Below are 18,872 nucleotides of genomic sequence, written 5' to 3'. Positions count from 1 at the left end.
CAGTGTTTTCCAACGGAAAAGCGAGAACTAAACAGGAACACGTTGCCTGCGACGTCGGGCCGCACCGAGGAGGAGATGTGCCACAAGCCCCATAACGAAGGCCCCGCCCGCAAGTAACGGCAGCGCCGCGGCGCCGAAGCTTGCCAGACCGAAGGCCATGACCGGCGTGCCGAGGCTGTTGCCGAGGTTGCCCATCTGCGCCACCGCGCCGTTGGCCTGCGCCTGCGCAGCAGGGCCGGTGTTCAGTTGCGCCACAGCGGTGAAACTTGCCCCTTGAATCAGCCCCATGGCCCCTGCAAGTGCCAGACAGGCCAGCGGGGTGCCGGGGGCGAGCCAGAGCCAGACCATGGAAAGGGCCGAGAGGCCAAAGCCCGTTTGCACGACGTAGACCGCTGGCAGGCGGCGCAGCAGCGCCACTCCGATGGTCATCGACACCGCGATGCTGGTGAGCGGCATGGCGGCCATGGTGACCGCGCGCCATGCCTCGGGGAGGTAGGGCGGCAAAACAGTGAGGATGGAGACGAAGCTGACTGTATAGAACAACCACCCCGCCGCCGGAGCGGAGAGAAAGGGTGACCCGTAAATCGCAAGGTGATCGCGGAGTATCTGCGGCAGGGAGAACGGCGGCTGCGCGCCCTCCTCCGGCAAGCTGCGCAGACTGGCGGAGAGCACCAGCGCGCAGCCCGCCATATAAGCCGCGTGAACGGTGAAAAGCGCTGGCACCCCCCAGCTCAATGCGAGCGGACGGCCAAGAAGCGTCAGGACAGCGAAGGCGACGCCAAAGAAGGTGCCCCAGAGGGTCAGCGTAAACCCGCGGTCTTTCACAGCGCTAAGCTGCGCAATGAGTGTCGGCGCGGCGACGACGATGGCCAGATGTGACAGCCCTTCGACGACGCGGCTGGCCAGCATCCAGCCAAAGCCCGGCAAGAACGCCTGAAAAGCCGACACGGCCGCGCCAAGCCAGAGGGCGAAGAGGAGCGCGCGGCGATAGCGGACCCGGGCGACCACCAGCCCCGCCACGACACCAAGGAGGATACCGACACCACCCACCGAGGAGACCAAGAACCCAAGCGCCGCCCCGGCCTGCGGGTAGATATCCGGCAGCAGGTCGAAGATGACACTCATCTTGCCATATTGCGCAGCCGCCCCCAGCCCCGCGGCCCAAAGCGCAAAGACGCGCAGAAAGGAGGTGTGTTCAGCCATCTGCCCTCAAGCCTTCTGGGCCAGCGCCCATGCGCAGAGCGGCATTTCGGGATCATTGGTCAGATCATCTATGGCCTTGTCGAAAGCCGGGGGCCAGTCAGGCTCCAGATTGCGTGCGGCGGCGGCGCGGTTGCCCCATTGTTTGGCGTTGATCCGGTGCGCGTCGAACCCGGCCTCGATCAGCAGGTTCTTCAGGCCCCGGGCGGACCAACGGGAGTTGTCATTTGGGGCCGCATGAAAGGGGATGAAAAACGGCACGGCGATCCAGAAATATCCCCTCGGCCTGAGCATCTGTTGAACATGGCCCAGTGCCGTATAGGGCCGGTCGAGATGCTCCCAAACCTGATTGGCGAGGATCAGATCGAACTGCCGCACGGCACCGCTCGCCGGATCGGTTAAGGGATTTGCGCAGATGTCATAGGTCGGATAGGCGAACTGGGTGTAGCTCTGGAACGTGAACCGTTTGCCGAACTTGCCGGAGATTTCGGCGGCGTCCAGCGTTTCAGGGTTCAAACGGTCAATCATCCGGCGGGTGCTGCGGTGCATGACGACACGGTTTAGGCTGACCACGACATGGCTCCCAACGGTTTGGCCGAAGTGCGACGGGGCAAGGCGCGTTGGGCGCGCCCTGCCCCGCGCGCCTTACATATGGATCACGCGGTCGAAAGCGTCGAGCACGGATTCATGCATCATCTCGCTGAGCGTCGGATGCGGGAAGACGGTGTTCATCAGGTCTTCTTCGGTGGTCTCCAACTGGCGGCCTACGACATAGCCTTGGATCAGTTCCGTCACCTCGGCCCCGACCATATGCGCGCCCAGAAGTTCGCCGGTTTTGGCGTCGAAGATGGTTTTCACCAGCCCCTCAGGCTCCCCCAAAGCCACGGCCTTGCCATTGCCGATGAAGGGGAAGCGCCCGACCTTGATGGCATAGCCCTGCTCTTTGGCCTTCGCCTCGGTCAGCCCAACGGAGGCGACTTGGGGGTGGCAATAGGTGCAGCCGGCGATGCTTTCGGGTTTGACGGGATGGGGTTTCTGGCCCGCGATCAGCTCGGCCACCATGACGCCCTCGTGGCTGGCCTTATGCGCAAGCCAAGGCGCCCCCGCGATGTCGCCGATGGCAAAGAGCCCATCGATCCCGGTGCGGCAATATTCATCCGTCACGACATGGGTGCGGTCAACCTTGACGCCAAGCTCTTCCAGCCCCAGCCCTTCGGTATTGCCGACGATGCCAACGGCTGAGATCACGGTGTCGAACTCAAGCTTCTCGACCTTGCCGTCCCGTTCGATATGGGCGGTGACTTTGTCGTCCGCACGGTCGAGCTTCTTGACCGTGGCCTTTTGCATGATGGTCATGCCCTGTTTTTCGAATGCCTTTTTGGCGAATTTCGAAATCTCTTCGTCTTCGACAGGTAGCACGCGGTCCATCACCTCGACCACCGTGGTATCGGCGCCAAGGGTGTTGTAAAAGCTCGCAAATTCGATGCCGATGGCACCGGACCCGATAACCAGTAGTTTCTTGGGGTCGTGCGCGGGCTGAAGGGCATGGCGATAGGTCCAGACGCGTTTGCCGTCCGCCTCTAGCCCCGGCAATTCGCGGGCCCGTGCGCCGGTGGCCAGCACGATGTTCTTGGCCGTCAACTCCTCGCCGCCCTTGTCGGTTTTGACGGAGACTTTTCCCTTCGCGGGGATCGAAGCCTCGCCCATGAAGACATCGACCTTGTTTTTCTTCAGCAGGTGTTTGACCCCGCCTTCCATCTGCTTGGCCACGCCGCGCGAGCGTTTGACCACGGCGGCGAGATCATAGTCGATCTTATCCGCCGCCAGACCGAAGTCCTTGGCACGGTGCATCAGGTGGAACACTTCGGCAGAGCGCAACAGCGCCTTGGTGGGGATGCAGCCCCAGTTCAGGCAGATGCCGCCGAGATTCTCCCGTTCGACCACCGCGACCTTCAGGCCAAGCTGGGCGCCACGGATCGCGGCGACATAGCCGCCCGGCCCCGCACCGATCACGATCAGATCAAAGGATTTGGCAGCCATGGCAAGGACCTCGCGTTAGGGTTTGCAAATATAGTTTACCGCTAAACCATATTTGCAATCGCCACAACCACGCGTGTTGCCACGGCACGCCGAAGGCTCAGGCCGCCTGAAGTTCCGCGCGCAGGTCCTTGACCGTCCGGCCATAGCCGCCCTCTTCGAGATAGGAGGTTTCCTGTGCCGTAAAACTGCGCGACAGCACCGCATTGCGATAGGGAAAGCGGCCAAACTGGCGGATCACTTCGCGGTGCGCGCGGGCGTGGAGCAGGTTGCTGCCATCGCTTTTCGGCATCCGCTCGCACATCAGACGCACGCAGCGGTCCTGATCGCAGAGGTTCTCGGAATGCATCAGCGGCAGGTAGAAGAACTGCCGCGCGGGCGCCTCAACCCGCATGTCCCAGCCTTTCTCGATCGCCAGTTTTGCCGCCGCCAGCGCGATACGGTCGCTGGAAAACGCCTTGCCCGTGTCACGAAACATGTTGCGCGGGAATTGATCGGCCAGGATCAGAAAGGCCAGCCCGTCGGTGGGATTGGTCAGCCAATGGTTCAGCTTGCCAGCCTGCGCCTCATCCCAAAGCCCCTCGAAACGCGCGCGGATATCAGCGTCCAACGTTTCGGAACTGTTGTACCAGCCGGCCGGACCTACGTCTTCGAGCCAGAAATTCAGTACATCCTGGGGTTCTGCATTTGTGGCAGCCATCCCGCACACTCCTTTGCCGCAATCTGGGCGTTTCGTTAAAGTTAAGAACGTCTTACCGCAAAAGCCTAGTCACGTTTTATGTCATCCGCGACATCGTTATCGCTATCAGGGGCGTTTTTCTCTGCTTCGGCGTTTTCTTGGGCAGCCTCCTCGGCGGCCTCCTGTTCCGTTTCAATGATATATTCCTGCGCGATCTCCACGGCCACGGCAGTGGCCGAAGGGTAGATCGGCACGTAGTTGCCTGTCTCGTCGACCGGCACCGCGGCACGCTGTGTCTTACGATAGGAGGCATAGGCGGCCAGAGCGGCGAAAAGCACGGCGGTGAAGAGGTAAAAGCCCCCCGGCCCAAGCGCCGTGCCCATCATCCAACCGGTGATCACCGGCCCCAGAACCGCGCCCAAGCCGTTGATAAATATCATCCCACCCGAGGCCGAGGCCATGTCCTCATGCTCCAGGAAGTCGTTGGTGTGGGCCATGAGCAGCGAGTAGAGCGGGTTCGACATGCCGCCCACCAGAAAGGCCGTGGCCAGCAGGATCGGGAAGACATGGCCCAGCGTCATCCCGATGACCGAGCCGATACCGCCGAGCGTGGCGACGATGACGATCAGGCTGCGGCGGTCCATGCGGTCCGAGATCCAGCCGATGGGGTATTGCAGGATCACGGAGCCGACGAAGAACATCGCCACGAAAAGTGAAATCTGCCCGACGCTCAGCCCCGCTTCGGCGCCGTAAACCGCTGCCATGCCGAACTGCGCGGAGAAGACGCCGCCGAGAAGAAACATGCCGACGCAGCCCAGCGGCGAGAAGTCCATCAACTCGCGCAGGCTCATCGGTTTGGTGGTATCAAAAGGCGGTGTCGGGCTGATCGACAGAAGGATCGGGGTCACCGCGATGCTCACCAGCACCGAGGGGATGACGAAGAGCACGAAGCCCGAGGGGTCGGCGGTCAGCAAGAGCGCCTGTGCGATCACGATGCCCAGTGTCTGCACGATCATATAGGCCGAGAGCGCCTGCCCTCGGTTTTCGTTCGTGGCGGCGTTGTTCAGCCAGCTTTCCGCGGTCACGTAGACGGCGGAGAAGCAAAAGCCGATCAGCACCCGGCCCAGCGACCAGACGATGGTGTTTGGGAATGTCGGATAGATAATCATCACCGCCGAGATCAGTGAGGCCAGCGCCGCAAAGACCCGCACATGGCCCACCCGCCGGATCATCCCCGGCGCCATGCGCGACCCGCCAAGGAAGCCCACGAAATAGGCCGACATGACGATCGACATCTGGAAGGTCGAAAACCCTTCGATGCCGCCGCGGATACCCAGCAGCGTGCCTTGCATGCCGTTGCCGACCATCAACAGGCACATGCCCAGCAAAAGCGCCCATGCGCTTGAAACCACTTGAATCATCAGTCAATTCCTTGTTCGCCCAAGCCCTCCCATGGACGGCAATCGCAGGCTAGTCACCCCCTAGTGCGACATTCAAGCGGGTTTTTGCGCCTCAGGCAGCAGAAGGGAGGAATCGCCGTAGGAGAAAAAGCGATAGCCCTCGCCGATGGCATGGGCATAGATGTCTTTCACCCGCTGCACCCCCATGAGGGCCGAGACCAGCATCATCAGCGTCGATTTAGGCAGGTGGAAATTCGTCATCAGCCCGTCGGCCACGTTGAACTTGAACCCCGGCGTGATGAAGATGTCGGTGTCGCCTTCCCATGCGGTGATCTCACCCTCGCGCGCCGCCGTCTCAATCAGGCGCAGGGCGGTGGTGCCCACGGGGATCACGCGCCCTCCGGCGGCGCGGGTGCCGGCAATCTCTTCAGCGGCCTTTGCGCTAACCCGGCCCCATTCGGCGTGCATCTTGTGTTCCGAGATGTCGTCGACCTTGACCGGCAGGAAAGTGCCCGCGCCGACATGCAGGGTGACATGGCTAAAACTCACGCCCTTCGCGGCCAGTGCTTCGAGCAGCGGTTCGTCGAAATGCAGCGAGGCTGTGGGCGCCGCGACCGCACCCGCGTGGCGGGCAAAGACGGTCTGGTAGTCGGTCATGTCCTGCGCATCAGCGGCACGTTTGCCGGCGATATAGGGCGGCAGCGGCATCGCCCCCGCGGCATTAAGCGCCGCGTCGAAATCATCGCCCGCGCAGTTGAACCGCAGATGCCCCTGCCCGTCTTCCACCGCCTCCAACGTCGCCCGCAGATTGTCGGAAAAGACGACCTCTTCGCCGATCTTCAGCTTGCGCAGCGGCTTGATCAGCGCCGACCAAGTGCCGTCGCCGCGCGGCTCCAACAGGGTGACTTCGATCTTGGCCTGCACCGCCCCTTGGGCCGAGGCGCGGTGGCGAATGCCGCTCAGCCGTGCGGGGATCACGCGGGTGTCGTTCAGCACCAATCGGTCGCCGGGGCGCAGCCAGTCTGTCAGGTCGGTCACGCGCCGGTCGTGCAGAGTGTCACCCTCCGCCACCAGCAACCGCGCGGAGGAACGCGGGTTGGCAGGGCGGGTGGCGATCAGGGTCTCAGGCAGGTCGAAATCGAAATCGGAAAGCTTCATCGGCGCGGCTCCGGGTCTGGCGGCAGGGTCGCTTCGGCGCTTAGCGTTCCTCCGGCACCCGGGCAACCGGATTCGCTTGGCCCTGCACCTGTGGCGGCTGGGGCGGCGGGCGGCGGAACAGCTCGCGGAACATGCCGGGGGTGAGCGCCGAAAGCGGGTTGACCGAAACGCTGGGGTCTTTCGCGGCCCCCGTGAGCCGGTAGTTGAACCCGATCAGCCCCTCGCCCTTGCGGGTAAAGAGCGACCCGATCCCGTTAAACATATAGACCGGAGAGATCACGCCCTGCATATCGATCAATCCGCTATCCAGCGCATAGACCCCATCCATCGACAGGCCCAAGGAAGCGCCCACGGCGCTGGCCTCGGTCAAGGTCAGGCGGTTCGGGGTCAGGCGAAAGTTCGCCTCCACATCGTCAAAGTAAATCCCATCGCCGTTGAGCTCGTTGATTAGCCCGACGACCGAGATGGCATTGACCAGCGCCGCGATCCCCGGCGCGTCGCGAATGGCGACATCGCTGACCGTGAGCTGCCCGTCAAAGGCACCGCCCGAACCCACGGGCAGCAGGGTGAGCGACAGGTTGCCCCCGACCACCTGTTTCACCAACCCGGCAGAGCGCAGAACCCCGCCTGCGTCGTCCGAGACCACCCGTACCGCGCTGCGCCCCGCTTGGGGCAGCACCCGCCCCTGCACCGGCGTGCCGCCATTGAGCCGGGCGGTAAAGGCGCCGTCCATCCCCTTGGCGGTGTCGAATGTGCCCGAAAGATCGGTTAGGTAAATCGTGTCGGTGATCTGCAACCGGTCCAGCGCCACGCGCATTGGCGGCCCAGCTTGCCCCTCAGCCCCGCCGAACTCGGCCCGGCGCATGTCGAGCGTGCCGCCGCCCAGCACCACCTGCACCGGGTTGCCCTTGCCCTGCCCGATCAGTTGCAACGGGATATCCAGCCAGTCGCCCCGCCGCAGCCGGTCGATCCGCACCCGGTCCAATGCGCCGCCGGGGGCAAGGTCGATGGAGCCCGCCACCCGCAGCCCCGGCGCGTTCAATTGAAAGGCGTCGATATTCGGCGTCTCGCCCAAACGCCCCGCCAGTCGCAACTCGCCCTTGGTTTTCGTCGCCTTGCTCCAGGACAGTTGCGGGACCGAGACACCCAGGCCCGCCAGATCGCTTTGCAGGGTGAAGCGCGGCGCTTCGCCCTTCTTGAGGTCCACGGCAATCCGCCCGCGCCCCTCACCGCGCAGGCTGCCGGGGGGCAGTGCCACGCCAAAGGCTTCGAGCCCCGCCGGGGTCAGCGCCACCTGCGCGGTCAGGCGGCTTTCATCCGAGCCGGGGCCGATCGCCTGCGACCATTCCCCGTCGAAGCCCACCCCGTCGATACGCCCCGCGCCGCCGATGCTGATGCGTTCATTGTTCGCGGTGATGGACAGTTTGCTGGCCTGAAGGCTGCGGTCTTTGACCAGCGTATCGGTCGAGGGCGCCAGCAGGTCCCCCGCGAAGTGATAGCGCACATCTTCGGGCTTGCCGCCCTTTTTCAACGGCAGCGCCAGCGTGCCTTTCAGCACCGCCTCCCCATCCGCGAGCGTCACGGGCAGCCCGGCCTTTTCCATCACCCGCATCGGCGGCTGGTTCAGCAGCGACAGCGCCGCGGTCAGGGTGGAGCGCGTGTTGAGCCGGATCACCGAGGGGCTGCCGTCTTTCACCCGCACATCGGGAATGATGAAAGAGGACCCATCCAGCGTCACCGCCCCGCCCTGCGGCGCGATGACCTCGCCCGCGTCCACCGTGACGACAAGGCGGTTGTCGAGCAGGCTCATATGGCCGCTGCCATCGGTGATATGCGGCAGGGTCTTCAGAAACCGCACCTCGGCCCCGGCATAGTCGAAGGCGACATAGGTCTGCGGCGCCTGCCCCGGCGCCATGCGCAGCGCCAGATCGAGGTTGCGCATCCGGCCCGCGTGAAGGTTCTCATCCAGCCATTTGCGGGTCTTGGGCTTCACCCCCTCGGGCCAGAGCGCCAGAAGGCGTTCGGGGCTGAGCCGGTCCATCCGCCCATCGAGAGACAGGTTCCAGCCCTCCGCCTCGGCCACCAACGCGCCATCAAGGCGCAGGTTGCGGCCCTGATCGCTGATCTCCAGACGGCCCAGCTTCAGGCGAAACGGATTAAGGCTGAGTTCAAAGTCGATATCCGCCTGATCCAAGGCCACCGTTTCGGGGTAGACCTCCGCCGGATTGGCCCGAAGATCGCGCAGACTGAACTGCCCCACCATCCGCCCCGGAATGCCGCCCGTGACATCGCCCAGTTGCGAGCTGCCGGTGATATTGCCCGAGACCCAAGGGCTGTCGAGCGACATCTCGTCAAAGCGCAACAGCTGGCGCGCGGGGTCGTAGCTGAAATAGCTCTGCGCCCCATCGAAGGGGATCGGCTTGGTCTGCGGGTTGGGCTGCAAGACGCCCTTGCCGATCTGCAAAGAGGCGTTGATCGGCGCGAAACGCCCTGCGCTGTCGATGCCGCTGCGCACCGCGCCCGAGATATTGGTCCGCAGCACCTCAAGCCACGAAAAGGCAGGCCCCTGCGCCGCGATGTCGCGTGCATCGACCCCGTCGAACGTGACGCCAAATGTCGCGGCATTCTCACCGATTTGGCTGCTGTAATTGGCGGTGAGCGTGGCCACCCCCGCGCCCCCGCTGAGCACCGCGAGGTCCGCCGAGAGGTCAAGCGCATCGCCATGGCGCGACAGGCGCAGCCGCCCGCCATCTCCGGTCCAAGCGCGGCCCGCGCGGGCATCCTCGAACCGCAGCGTCAGCGCGCGCAGCTCGACCGAGCGGAGGGCGGAAAGCGCGGGTGCGGCCAGCACCTCGTCGATCTGGCCGATGAGTTGCGGCAGGGTGGCGGCCTCCCGCTCGGGCGGGGCGATTCCGGCCCCGGCGCTCAGGCTCACCCGGCCATCCGCCCCGCGGCGCAGGTTGGCCACCACGCCCGAAAGCGAAATCGCCCGCGGCTGCGCCACACCGCGCAGCAGGGACCGCATCGACAGGCTGGCCTTGAACTCATTGAAACTGACGATCTCATCGCCCTCGGGCGTGGTGACAAAGATGTCTTGCAAACGCACGCGGGGGCGCCATCCCTCATCAACGACGAATTCCATCGCGCCGAAATCCACCCGCGCCTGCGGCAGGGCCGAAGCGATCCGCGCCTCGATCCGTGTCTGCACCCAAAGCGGCGCCGGAATCGGACGCCCGGTGAAATAGACCGCCGCCCCGGTGGCCAGCGCCGCCAAGAGCACCAGCACCACAGCCGAGACGATCCCCGCGCGGCGGCGCGACCGGCGGCGCGGCGGCCCTTCGCCATCTGGCGCAGGGGGGCTGGAAAGGGACGGGTCGCGCATCGGGCTCCGGTTCGGTTTGGGCGGCTTTGACGTTGTCAAATCAGATGCAGTATGACAGCCCTGAACGACCCTTCACAAGCCAAAGGAACCGCCCCATGTCGCAGATCGGACCCCAGCCCGGCCAACCGGCCCCGGATTTCACCCTTCCCGTGACCGGCGGTGGCGAGATCACGCTCTCTGCCTTGCGCGGCGCGCCGGTGGTTCTGTTCTTCTACCCGCGCGACGACACGCCCGGCTGCACCAAGGAATCGATCGGCTTTTCCGAGCGTTTGTCTGACTTCGCCGAGGCAGGCGTGCAGGTCTTTGGCATTTCGCGCGACAGTATGGACAAACACGACAAATTCGCCGCCAAACATGCGCTGACGGTGCCGCTTTTGTCTGACACCGACGGCGCGGTGACCGAAGCCTATGAGGTTTGGGTCGAAAAGAACATGTACGGCAAGAAATCCATGGGCATTGAACGCGCGACCTATCTGATCGACGCCGAAGGGCAGATTGCGCAGGTCTGGCGCAAGGTTAAGGTGCCGGGCCATGTGGATGCCGTGCTCGACGCGGTGCGCGGCGCATGATGCCGCTGGCGGAAATGGCCGAGGCGGTGCTGCGCACGGCGGATGGGCGCGAGAAGACGGCGCTGTCGCGGAAATATGCGGCGCAGTGGCTCTCGGCCCGGGAGGCCGGTGAACGCCCCGAGGTGGGCCGCGCCGACCCGCCGCTGCACCCTGCCCGGCCTGCACAGCCCGAGTTGCTCTCGCCCCGCGACGTCCCGCGCCGCCGTCCCGGCACGCCCGAAGGCCGCGCCGCGCTGCTCCATGCCGTGGCGCATATCGAGTTGAACGCCGTTGACCTGCATTGGGATGTGATCGCCCGCTTCTCCCATGTCCCGCTGCCCTTGGGCTTTTATGACGATTGGGTCAAAGCAGCGGATGACGAATCCAAACATTTCAACCTGATGTGCGATTGTCTTGAGGAAATGGGCAGCCATTACGGTGCCATGCCCGCCCATGCCGGCATGTGGCGCGCCGCCGAAGACACGGTGGACGATCTGATGGGCCGCCTCGCCGTGGTGCCGATGGTGCTGGAGGCCCGCGGCCTTGATGTGACCCCCGGCATGATCGAGATTTTCCGCAAAGCAAAGGCCGACAGCGCCGTGGCCGCGCTTGAGACGATCTATGCCGAAGAGGTTGCCCATGTGGCCTATGGCAGCAAGTGGTTTCACTTCCTCTGTGGCCGTCATGACGACGACCCAAAGGACCGTTTTCATGCCCTCGTGCGCAAGTATTTCCACGGCGATCTCAAGCCGCCGTTCAACGAGGAAAAGCGCGCCGAGGCGGGAATCCCGCCCGATTTCTACTGGCCCCTGACCGCGGATGGCGGGCCAAGCTGAACCGGGCCTGACGCAGCAAGTGTTTGGTATCGGCGGATTTTTGCCAATGAAAAAGCGCTTTTTTGGACGAATGGGGGAATGCCGCGCAGGCGCGGGTCAATAGGGTTGCCCCATTCGCGGGCACTGGCTATTGACGTTGGGCGCGGATGGGGCGAGCCCCCCGCGCCGACGGGACGGGACAAAGGACGACAACGTGCGCACACGGATTGCCATCAAGACGCATGCTCTGCTTGAGCATTACTTTCCCGAACGCCGCGTCTTTTTGAAATCCGACAGCGACACCCGTTTCATCCGCCTGCGGCCCGGCACGCAAATCGTTGGGTTGGCAGGATCGGCCTTTCTGGTTTCATGGGCCATCATCGCCACCGCGATCATCTTGATGGATAGCATCGGCTCCGGCAATTTTCGCGAACAGGCCAAACGCGACCAGCGCACCTATCAGGCCCGGCTGAACGAGCTTTCCGCGCAGCGCGACCTGCGCGCCGAAGAGGCGCTTGCCGCCCAAGACCGCTTTAACGCCGCGCTCACGCAGATTTCCGTCATGCAGTCCGAACTGCTGGCCTCTGAAACCCGCCGCCGCGAATTGGAAACCGGGATCGAGGTGATCCAATCCACCCTGCGCGACACGATGAAAGACCGCCAGAAGGCTAGGCTGAAACTGGCCGAACTGGAAGGCAGCCTTGAGAATGGCGAGGCAGGCAGCCTGCGCGCCGATGCCGATCAAGCGCCGGTCGATTTCCTTGCCCAAGCCCTCGCCCGGACCGCGGCGGAGCGCGACAAGGTCGTGGTCGACGCGCAGGATGCGCTGTTGCAGGCCGATGAGATGGCGCAGGAAATCGCGCTGATGCGCGACCAGAACGACGCGATCTTCCGCCAGCTTGAAGAAGCGATGAGCGTCTCTGTCGCCCCGCTTGACAAGATGTTCCGCAGCGCGGGCATGCCGACCGACCGTATCCTCGCCACCGTGCGCCGTGGCTATTCCGGCCAAGGTGGCCCGATGACGCCGCTCTCCTTCACCACCCGCGGCGAAGAACTGAGCCCCGACACGCTGCGCGCGAACAAGCTGCTCGGCCAGATGGACCGGCTGAACCTCTACCGGATCGCCGCCGAAAAGGCGCCCTTCGCGAACCCGGTTAAAAACGCTTTCCGCTTCACCAGCCAGTTCGGCTATCGCCGCGATCCCAAGACCGGTGGCCGCCGCATGCACAAGGGCGTCGACTTTGCCGCCGGGATGGGCACGCCGCTTTATGCGACCGCCGATGGCGTGGTGATTCACGCAGGCTGGTCCTCGGGCTATGGCCGTCTGGTCAAGATCCAGCATGAGTTCGGCATTGAGACCCGTTATGCCCACATGTCCAAGCTGCGCGTGAAAGTTGGTCAAAGAGTCTCGCGCGGGCAACATATCGGTGATATGGGTGCCTCAGGACGGGTCACCGGAGTTCATCTGCACTATGAAGTCCGCGTAGGTGGCAAAGCTGTCAATCCCATGATCTATATCAAGGCTGCAAACGATGTTTTCTAAAAGCAAAATCAACGATCCCGCCCCTCAGGATGCAGATGTGTCCAAACCGGCACCCTCCGGTGCATCCTCGGCCCCCCCGCCCTCTAAGCAGAGCGAATTCAAGGCCAGCGCGCCCAAGGCCAAGCCCCCTGCATCCGTTCTGTCTTCGGACCTGCATGTGACCGGCAACATGAAAACGACGGGCGACGTTCAGGTTGAAGGCACCGTCGAAGGCGACATTCGCGCCCATCTGCTGACCATCGGTGAGACGGCGACGATCAAGGGCGAAGTGGTTGCCGATGACGTGGTGATCAATGGCCGCATCGTGGGCCGCGTGCGTGGCCTCAAGGTGCGCCTGACATCGACCGCGCGGGTCGAGGGCGACATCATCCACAAGACCATCGCGATCGAATCCGGCGCGCATTTCGAAGGCTCCGTGCAGCGTCAGGACGACCCGCTGAACCCCGGCGCGAAATCCGCACCCGCGCAGAAGCCGAACCCCGCGTCCTAAGCTTCGGCAGGCTGAACATTCGCAGGCGTCGCAGGCAATGCGGCGCCTGTTTGCTTTTGGGGGGACAGGCTACGCTGCGCCCTGCCCGCTTCATAAAAATTAATAGCTCGGGAATTTCGCCCCGCTGCGTTGCTGGCAGAACACTGGCGATAACGCTCATTTCATCAGGGCCTGAGCTGGCCGAGGCGTGGGGAGAGCAAGCCCACCCCACACGATGCTAGTCGGGACGTTACTCGGTCACCGTGACCGTTTTCATCACGTCCGGCGTGCCCACGACGGCGCCGTTCGGGCCGGTGCCGCGCTTGATGGCATCGACCACGTCCTGCCCTTCGGTAACCTTGCCAACGACGGTGTACTGACCGTCAAGGAAGGGTGCCTCGTCGAACATGATGAAGAACTGGCTGTTGGCGCTGTTCGGGCTCTGGCTACGGGCCATGCCGACGACGCCCTTCTCATAGGCGATGTCCGAGAACTCGGCCTTGAGGTCGGGCTTCTCGGAGCCGCCCATGCCCGCGCGGGCAGTGTCGCCATCGGCGCGGCCGAACTGCACGTCACCGGTCTGGGCCATGAAGCCGTCGATCACGCGGTGGAAGACCACCCCGTCATAGGCGCCTTCCTCGGCCAGTTCGGTGATCTGCGCCACGTGGTTGGGCGCGACGTCTTCGAGCAGGTCGATCTTGACGGTGCCATTGGCCTCGCCCGCGACCTCGATCTCGAGCCCGGTGGCCATGGCCGCCGAGCCGAGAAGCGCCAGAACGGCGCTGGAGGTGGCGATCTTACGCATCTGCGGCCACCTTGACGGAGATCATGCGGTCGGGGTTCGCAGGCGGCTCGCCCCGGGTGATCGCGTCGACATGCTCCATGCCCGAGATGACCTGCCCGTAAACGGTGTATTGACCGTTGAGGAAGTCATTGTCCTTGAAGTTGATGAAGAACTGGCTGTTGGCGCTGTCGGGATTGGCCGAACGGGCCGCACCGATGGTGCCGCGGGCGTGCGGAACCTTGGAGAATTCCGCAGGCAGGTTCGGCAGGTCCGAGCCGCCAGTGCCCGCTGCGCGCAGGTTGAAGTTGTCTTCCATGTTGCCGTTGGCCACGTCGCCGGTCTGGGCCATGAAACCTTCGATCACGCGGTGGAAGGCGACGTTGTCGTATTTCCCGGCGCGGGCCAGTTCCTTCATCCGCTCCACATGTTTGGGCGCAAGGTCGGGCATCAACTCGATGACAACGGTGCCGCCTTTCAGTTCCATCAGGATGGTGTTCTCGGGGTCTTTGATCTCGGCCATGGGGCAATCCTTTGGTTTGTCTTTGCCAGATACCTAAGGAGCTTGGCCGCGATTGCCAAGCCGCGCATTGACCTGAGGCCAGATAACAGCAAAACACAGCGCAAGAGATTGGATTGGGAGAAGACCGATGGGCTGGAAGTCACTGGACGATATGGAACTGGACGGCAAGCGGGTGCTCTTGCGTGTCGACATCAACGTGCCGGTCGAGGAGGGCCGCGTCACTGATGCCACGCGGATCGAGCGGATCGTGCCCACGGTGAACGACATCCTGTCGCGCGGCGGCAAGGTGACGCTGCTGGCGCATTTCGGACGGCCCAAGGGCAAGGTCGTCGAGGAGATGAGCCTGCGCCAAGTCCTTCCCGCGCTGGAAAAGGCCCTGGGCCGCGACGTGGCATTCCTGCCATCGCTGGACGCCGCAGGCGACGCGCAGGCCGACCTGCAACTCATGGAAAACATCCGCTTCTACCCCGGTGAAGAGGCCAATGACGAAGATTTCGCCCGCCGGTTGGCCGCGCTCGGCGATATCTATTGCAACGATGCCTTCTCTGCCGCGCACCGCGCCCATGCCTCGACCGAGGCGCTGGCGCGGCTGCTGCCTGCCTGCGCAGGGCGCTTGATGCAGGCGGAGCTCTCGGCGCTGGAGGCGGCACTGGCCAAGCCCGAGCGCCCGGTGGGCGCGGTCGTGGGTGGGGCCAAAGTCTCCACCAAGATCGCGCTTTTGGAAAATCTCGTGAACCGGCTCGACGTCTTGGTCATCGGTGGTGGCATGGCGAACACCTTCCTCGCCGCACTTGGGGCCCATCTGGGCAAATCGTTGGAAGAGCCGGACTACTACGACACGGCCAAGGACATCATGGCGCAGGCCGAGAAGGCGGGCTGCCGGGTCATCCTGCCGGTCGACGGTCTGGTCTCGCGGGAGTTCGCCAAGGGTGCGGCCCATGAGGTCGCCCCGCTTGGCCCCGATGCGAAGCTCGCGACAGATCAGATGGTGCTCGACGCGGGCCCCGAGACCGTCGCATTGGTCGAGACCGCCTTCGCCGAACTGCGTACCCTGATCTGGAACGGCCCCATGGGAGCCTTTGAAATCCCGCCCTTCGACACCGCCACCGTCGCCGCGGCCCAAGCCGCCGCCGCCAAGGCCCGCGAGGGCACGCTGACCTCGGTCGCCGGGGGCGGTGACACGGTCGCGGCGCTGAACCAAGCGGGCGTGGCGGATGACTTCACCTATATCTCCACCGCCGGGGGCGCTTTCCTTGAATGGATGGAAGGCAAGACCCTGCCCGGCGTCGCAGCTTTGGGCGGCTAAGTCGCGCAAAAACGCGATTTACCGCTAAAAACAACGGGTTTCCCGCAATTGTGGGATTCCCATAACGAATCGCCTGTGTCATACTGATGTCACGTCCGCCAAGAGACGCAGAGGCAGAACCATGACACGCAACACCCGACCGGCTTTCGGCACATTGCTGTTCTTCGCAATCGCTTTCGCGCTGAGCCTGTATTTCACCTTCGCCGCCGTGCAGGGGGATTTCGGCCTGTTCCGCCGGACCGAGATCGTGGCCGAGAACCAAAAGCTGAGCGACCGTTTGGCCGAGGTCCGCGCTGAGGTGGCCCGGATGGAAAACCTGACCCGCCGCCTGTCGGACGACTACCTCGACCTTGATCTTCTCGACGAACGTGCGCGCAAAGTGCTGGGCATGGTCCGTACCGATGAGATCGTCATTCGCTAAGCTTTCGCGGCTTATCGTCTATCGGCCCCTGCCCTGCGCCTGCGGCCTTGCAATCACACCAAATCTCTGGCCTCCTTCGCCTTGTCAGCCGTGGTGCGCGCACCACTTCACAAAGTCTCTCGCAATCCATTCTGGAATGCGTTAGGGAATAGTTTAACGCTAAACTACTTTTGGCACCTGACCAAAGCCGACGGAGGAGACGTCCATGGCCGCGAGGAAATCGAGCAAGAAACCCAATGTCTCGGCGGAGGAGCTGACCAGCTACTACCGCGACATGCTGCTGATCCGGCGGTTTGAAGAGAAAGCCGGACAACTTTACGGCATGGGGCTGATCGGGGGGTTCTGTCACCTCTATATCGGACAAGAAGCGGTCGTTGTTGGGCTTGAGGCCGCTGCTGAGGAAGGCGACAAGCGCATCACCTCCTACCGCGACCACGGCCATATGCTGGCCTGCGGCATGGACCCTAACGGCGTCATGGCCGAGCTGACGGGCCGCGAGGGCGGTTATTCCAAAGGCAAGGGCGGCTCAATGCACATGTTCTCGAAAGAGAAGCATTTCTATGGCGGTCACGGCATTGTGGCGGCACAGGTGCCGCTTGGCGCGGGCCTTGCCTTTGCCGATCAATACAAGGGCAACGGGCGCGTCACCTTCACCTATTTCGGCGACGGTGCGGCGAACCAGGGCCAGGTCTACGAGACCTTCAATATGGCCGCTCTGTGGAAACTGCCGGTGATCTTCGTGATCGAGAACAACCAATACGCCATGGGCACCTCGCAGCAGCGCTCGACCTCCTCGGCCGAGATCTGGGAACGTGGCCGCGCCTTCGGCATCCCCGGTGAGGCGGTCGACGGCATGGATGTGCTGGCTGTCAAGGAAGCCGGTCAGAAGGCCGTGGAACACGCCCGCAAGGACGGCCCCTATATTCTGGAGATCAAGACCTACCGCTACCGTGGTCACTCCATGTCCGACCCCGCGAAATACCGCACCCGCGAGGAAGTGCAGAAGATGCGCGACGAACGCGACCCGATTGAGGCCGTGCGCAGCCTGCTGTTAGAGGGCAACCACGCGAGCGAGGAAGATCTCAAGGCCATCGACAAGGAGATCAAGCAGATCGTGAACGAAAGCGCCGATTTCGCCAAGGAGAGCCCGGAGCCCGACCTCGACGAGCTCTGGACCGACATCTACGCAACCGAAGTTCCGCAGGAGGCCTGAAGCAATGGCAACCGAAATTCTCATGCCCGCCCTCAGCCCCACCATGGAAGAAGGCACGCTGGCGAAATGGCTGGTCAAGGAAGGCGACGAAGTCTCCTCCGGTGACATCCTCGCCGAGATCGAAACCGACAAGGCCACGATGGAATTCGAGGCCGTGGACGAAGGCACCATCGGCAAGATCCTGATCGAAGAAGGCACCGAAGGCGTGAAGGTGAACAGCCCCATCGCCGTGCTGCTCGAAGAAGGCGAAAGCGCCGACGACATCGAAACCGCGAAATCCGCCCCCGCCGAGGACAAGGGCGAAGAGGCTAAGCCCGCGCAGGTTAAATCCTCGGACGATGACCGCGAAGCGCCTGCCGAGGGCAAGAAGCAGCCCGAGCCCGACACCAGCCCCGACTGGCCAGAGGGCACCGAGATGAAGCAGCAAACCGTCCGCGAAGCGCTGCGCGACGCCATGGCCGAGGAAATGCGCCGCGACGAGAACGTCTTCCTCATGGGCGAAGAAGTCGCCGAGTACCAAGGCGCCTACAAGATTTCCCAAGGTCTGCTAGACGAATTCGGCGCCAAGCGCGTGATCGACACGCCGATCACTGAACATGGCTTTGCCGGTATCGGCGTCGGCGCGGCCTTCGGCGGTTTGCGCCCCATCGTCGAGTTCATGACCTTCAACTTCGCCATGCAGGCAATGGACCAGATCATCAACTCGGCGGCGAAAACACTCTACATGTCCGGCGGCCAGATGGGCGCGCCCATGGTCTTCCGTGGTCCCAACGGTGCCGCCGCCCGCGTCGGCGCGCAGCACTCGCAAGACTACGCCGCGTGGTTCATGCAGATCCCCGGCCTCAAGGTCGCGATGCCCTATTCGGCTAGCGATTACAAAGGCTTGATGAAGACAGCGATCCGCGATCCGAACCCGGTGATCTTCCTTGAGAACGAAATTCTCTACGGTCGTAGCTTCGATGTGCCGGACCTCGAGGATTACACCGTCCCCTTCGGCAAGGCCCGCATCTGGCGCGAGGGTTCGGATGTCACCATCGTCAGCTTCGGCATCGGCATGACCTATGCGCTGGAAGCGGCCGAGAAACTGGCCGAGGACGGTATCGAGGCCGAGGTCATCGACCTACGCACCCTGCGCCCGATGGACACCGAAACGGTGCTTAAATCCGTGATGAAGACCAACCGCTGCGTGACGGTCGAAGAAGGCTGGCCGCAGGGCTCGGTGGGTGGCTACATCAGCGGCGTGATCATGCAGGAGGCGTTCGACTACCTCGACGCCCCGGTCATCACCTGCACCGGCAAGGACGTGCCCATGCCCTATGCCGCCAACCTCGAAAAACACGCGCTGGTTACCACCGACGAGGTGATCGAAGCCGTGCGCAAAGTCACCTACCGGTAAG

The 18,872-nt window shown here is 63.6% G+C and carries 17 protein-coding genes; 8 read left to right on the top strand and 9 right to left on the bottom strand.

Features of this window, described 5'->3' with window-relative positions:
* Nucleotides 1-27: 27 nt before the first annotated feature.
* The 7 genes from ACGYLA_RS08290 to ACGYLA_RS08260 all read right to left on the bottom strand — a co-directional run bounded on the left by ACGYLA_RS08290 (nucleotide 28) and on the right by ACGYLA_RS08260 (nucleotide 9,856).
* Nucleotides 28-1,203: an MFS transporter gene (locus ACGYLA_RS08290; RefSeq protein ID WP_394431766.1), complete on the bottom strand. Its 1,176-nt coding sequence runs from the start codon at nucleotides 1,201-1,203 to the stop codon at nucleotides 28-30.
* A 6-nt stretch (nucleotides 1,204-1,209) separates the two neighbouring features.
* Nucleotides 1,210-1,773, bottom strand: coding sequence for a methyltransferase domain-containing protein (locus ACGYLA_RS08285; RefSeq protein WP_394431764.1), 564 nt, complete (start codon nucleotides 1,771-1,773; stop codon nucleotides 1,210-1,212).
* Nucleotides 1,774-1,845: 72 nt separating this feature from the next.
* Entirely contained in the window at nucleotides 1,846-3,240 is a 1,395-nt protein-coding gene (lpdA, locus tag ACGYLA_RS08280) for a dihydrolipoyl dehydrogenase (protein ID WP_394431762.1), read from the bottom strand.
* A gap of 97 nt (nucleotides 3,241-3,337) precedes the next feature.
* Entirely contained in the window at nucleotides 3,338-3,937 is a 600-nt protein-coding gene (locus ACGYLA_RS08275) for a DUF924 family protein (protein WP_394431760.1), read from the bottom strand.
* Nucleotides 3,938-4,002: 65 nt separating this feature from the next.
* Nucleotides 4,003-5,337, bottom strand: coding sequence for an MFS transporter (locus ACGYLA_RS08270; RefSeq protein WP_209217619.1), 1,335 nt, complete (start codon nucleotides 5,335-5,337; stop codon nucleotides 4,003-4,005).
* Between the two features lie 72 nt (nucleotides 5,338-5,409).
* The gene (gene queA, locus ACGYLA_RS08265; RefSeq protein ID WP_394431758.1) at nucleotides 5,410-6,474 is read right to left on the bottom strand and encodes a tRNA preQ1(34) S-adenosylmethionine ribosyltransferase-isomerase QueA; all 1,065 of its coding nucleotides are present in this window, start codon (nucleotides 6,472-6,474) and stop codon (nucleotides 5,410-5,412) included.
* A 40-nt stretch (nucleotides 6,475-6,514) separates the two neighbouring features.
* Entirely contained in the window at nucleotides 6,515-9,856 is a 3,342-nt protein-coding gene (locus ACGYLA_RS08260) for a DUF3971 domain-containing protein (RefSeq protein WP_394431756.1), read from the bottom strand.
* 95 nt (nucleotides 9,857-9,951) lie between these two features.
* Here ACGYLA_RS08260 and ACGYLA_RS08255 point away from each other — a divergent pair, with 95 nt between their 5' ends.
* The 4 genes from ACGYLA_RS08255 (at nucleotide 9,952) to ACGYLA_RS08240 (ending at nucleotide 13,252) form a co-directional block, all read left to right on the top strand.
* Entirely contained in the window at nucleotides 9,952-10,425 is a 474-nt protein-coding gene (locus ACGYLA_RS08255) for a peroxiredoxin (protein WP_322327569.1), read from the top strand.
* Complete coding sequence (locus ACGYLA_RS08250; RefSeq protein WP_209217615.1) at nucleotides 10,422-11,240, top strand: ferritin-like domain-containing protein; 819 nt, start codon at nucleotides 10,422-10,424, stop codon at nucleotides 11,238-11,240. The genes ACGYLA_RS08255 and ACGYLA_RS08250 overlap by 4 nt, the downstream gene beginning before the upstream one ends.
* A 193-nt stretch (nucleotides 11,241-11,433) precedes the next feature.
* Entirely contained in the window at nucleotides 11,434-12,762 is a 1,329-nt protein-coding gene (locus ACGYLA_RS08245; RefSeq protein WP_394431753.1) for a DUF5930 domain-containing protein, read from the top strand.
* A complete protein-coding gene (locus ACGYLA_RS08240; RefSeq protein WP_394431751.1) occupies nucleotides 12,752-13,252 on the top strand; it encodes a polymer-forming cytoskeletal protein in 501 nt (166 codons plus the stop codon). The genes ACGYLA_RS08245 and ACGYLA_RS08240 overlap by 11 nt, the downstream gene beginning before the upstream one ends.
* Before the next feature lie 229 nt (nucleotides 13,253-13,481).
* On the opposite strand, the gene ACGYLA_RS08235 is transcribed toward ACGYLA_RS08240, so the two are convergent.
* Nucleotides 13,482-14,036: a peptidylprolyl isomerase gene (locus ACGYLA_RS08235; protein WP_394431749.1), complete on the bottom strand. Its 555-nt coding sequence runs from the start codon at nucleotides 14,034-14,036 to the stop codon at nucleotides 13,482-13,484.
* Nucleotides 14,029-14,535, bottom strand: coding sequence for a peptidylprolyl isomerase (locus ACGYLA_RS08230; RefSeq protein WP_271691518.1), 507 nt, complete (start codon nucleotides 14,533-14,535; stop codon nucleotides 14,029-14,031). Before ACGYLA_RS08230 ends, ACGYLA_RS08235 begins: the two co-directional genes overlap by 8 nt.
* 127 nt (nucleotides 14,536-14,662) lie before the next feature.
* Between ACGYLA_RS08230 and ACGYLA_RS08225 the strand changes: the two genes are divergently transcribed.
* From ACGYLA_RS08225 to ACGYLA_RS08210, 4 genes are all read left to right on the top strand, one after another.
* On the top strand, nucleotides 14,663-15,841 hold the full coding sequence (locus ACGYLA_RS08225) for a phosphoglycerate kinase (RefSeq protein WP_394431746.1): 1,179 nt from the start codon (nucleotides 14,663-14,665) through the stop codon (nucleotides 15,839-15,841).
* 121 nt (nucleotides 15,842-15,962) lie between these two features.
* Nucleotides 15,963-16,262: a septum formation initiator family protein gene (locus ACGYLA_RS08220; protein WP_067265383.1), complete on the top strand. Its 300-nt coding sequence runs from the start codon at nucleotides 15,963-15,965 to the stop codon at nucleotides 16,260-16,262.
* A 205-nt stretch (nucleotides 16,263-16,467) separates the two neighbouring features.
* Nucleotides 16,468-17,475 carry a pyruvate dehydrogenase (acetyl-transferring) E1 component subunit alpha gene (gene pdhA / locus ACGYLA_RS08215; protein ID WP_271689898.1) on the top strand — a complete coding sequence of 336 codons (1,008 nt, stop codon included), beginning with the start codon at nucleotides 16,468-16,470 and terminating at the stop codon, nucleotides 17,473-17,475.
* A gap of 4 nt (nucleotides 17,476-17,479) precedes the next feature.
* The gene (locus tag ACGYLA_RS08210; protein WP_394431744.1) at nucleotides 17,480-18,871 is read left to right on the top strand and encodes a pyruvate dehydrogenase complex E1 component subunit beta; all 1,392 of its coding nucleotides are present in this window, start codon (nucleotides 17,480-17,482) and stop codon (nucleotides 18,869-18,871) included.
* Nucleotide 18,872: the final 1 nt, after the last annotated feature.

The organism is Sulfitobacter sp. 1A13679 (assembly GCF_043557115.1).
In the GTDB taxonomy this organism is placed as follows: domain Bacteria; phylum Pseudomonadota; class Alphaproteobacteria; order Rhodobacterales; family Rhodobacteraceae; genus Sulfitobacter; species Sulfitobacter faviae.
Note: the sequence above shows the minus strand (reverse complement) of the source record. Positions and strands in the feature narration are given on the sequence as shown.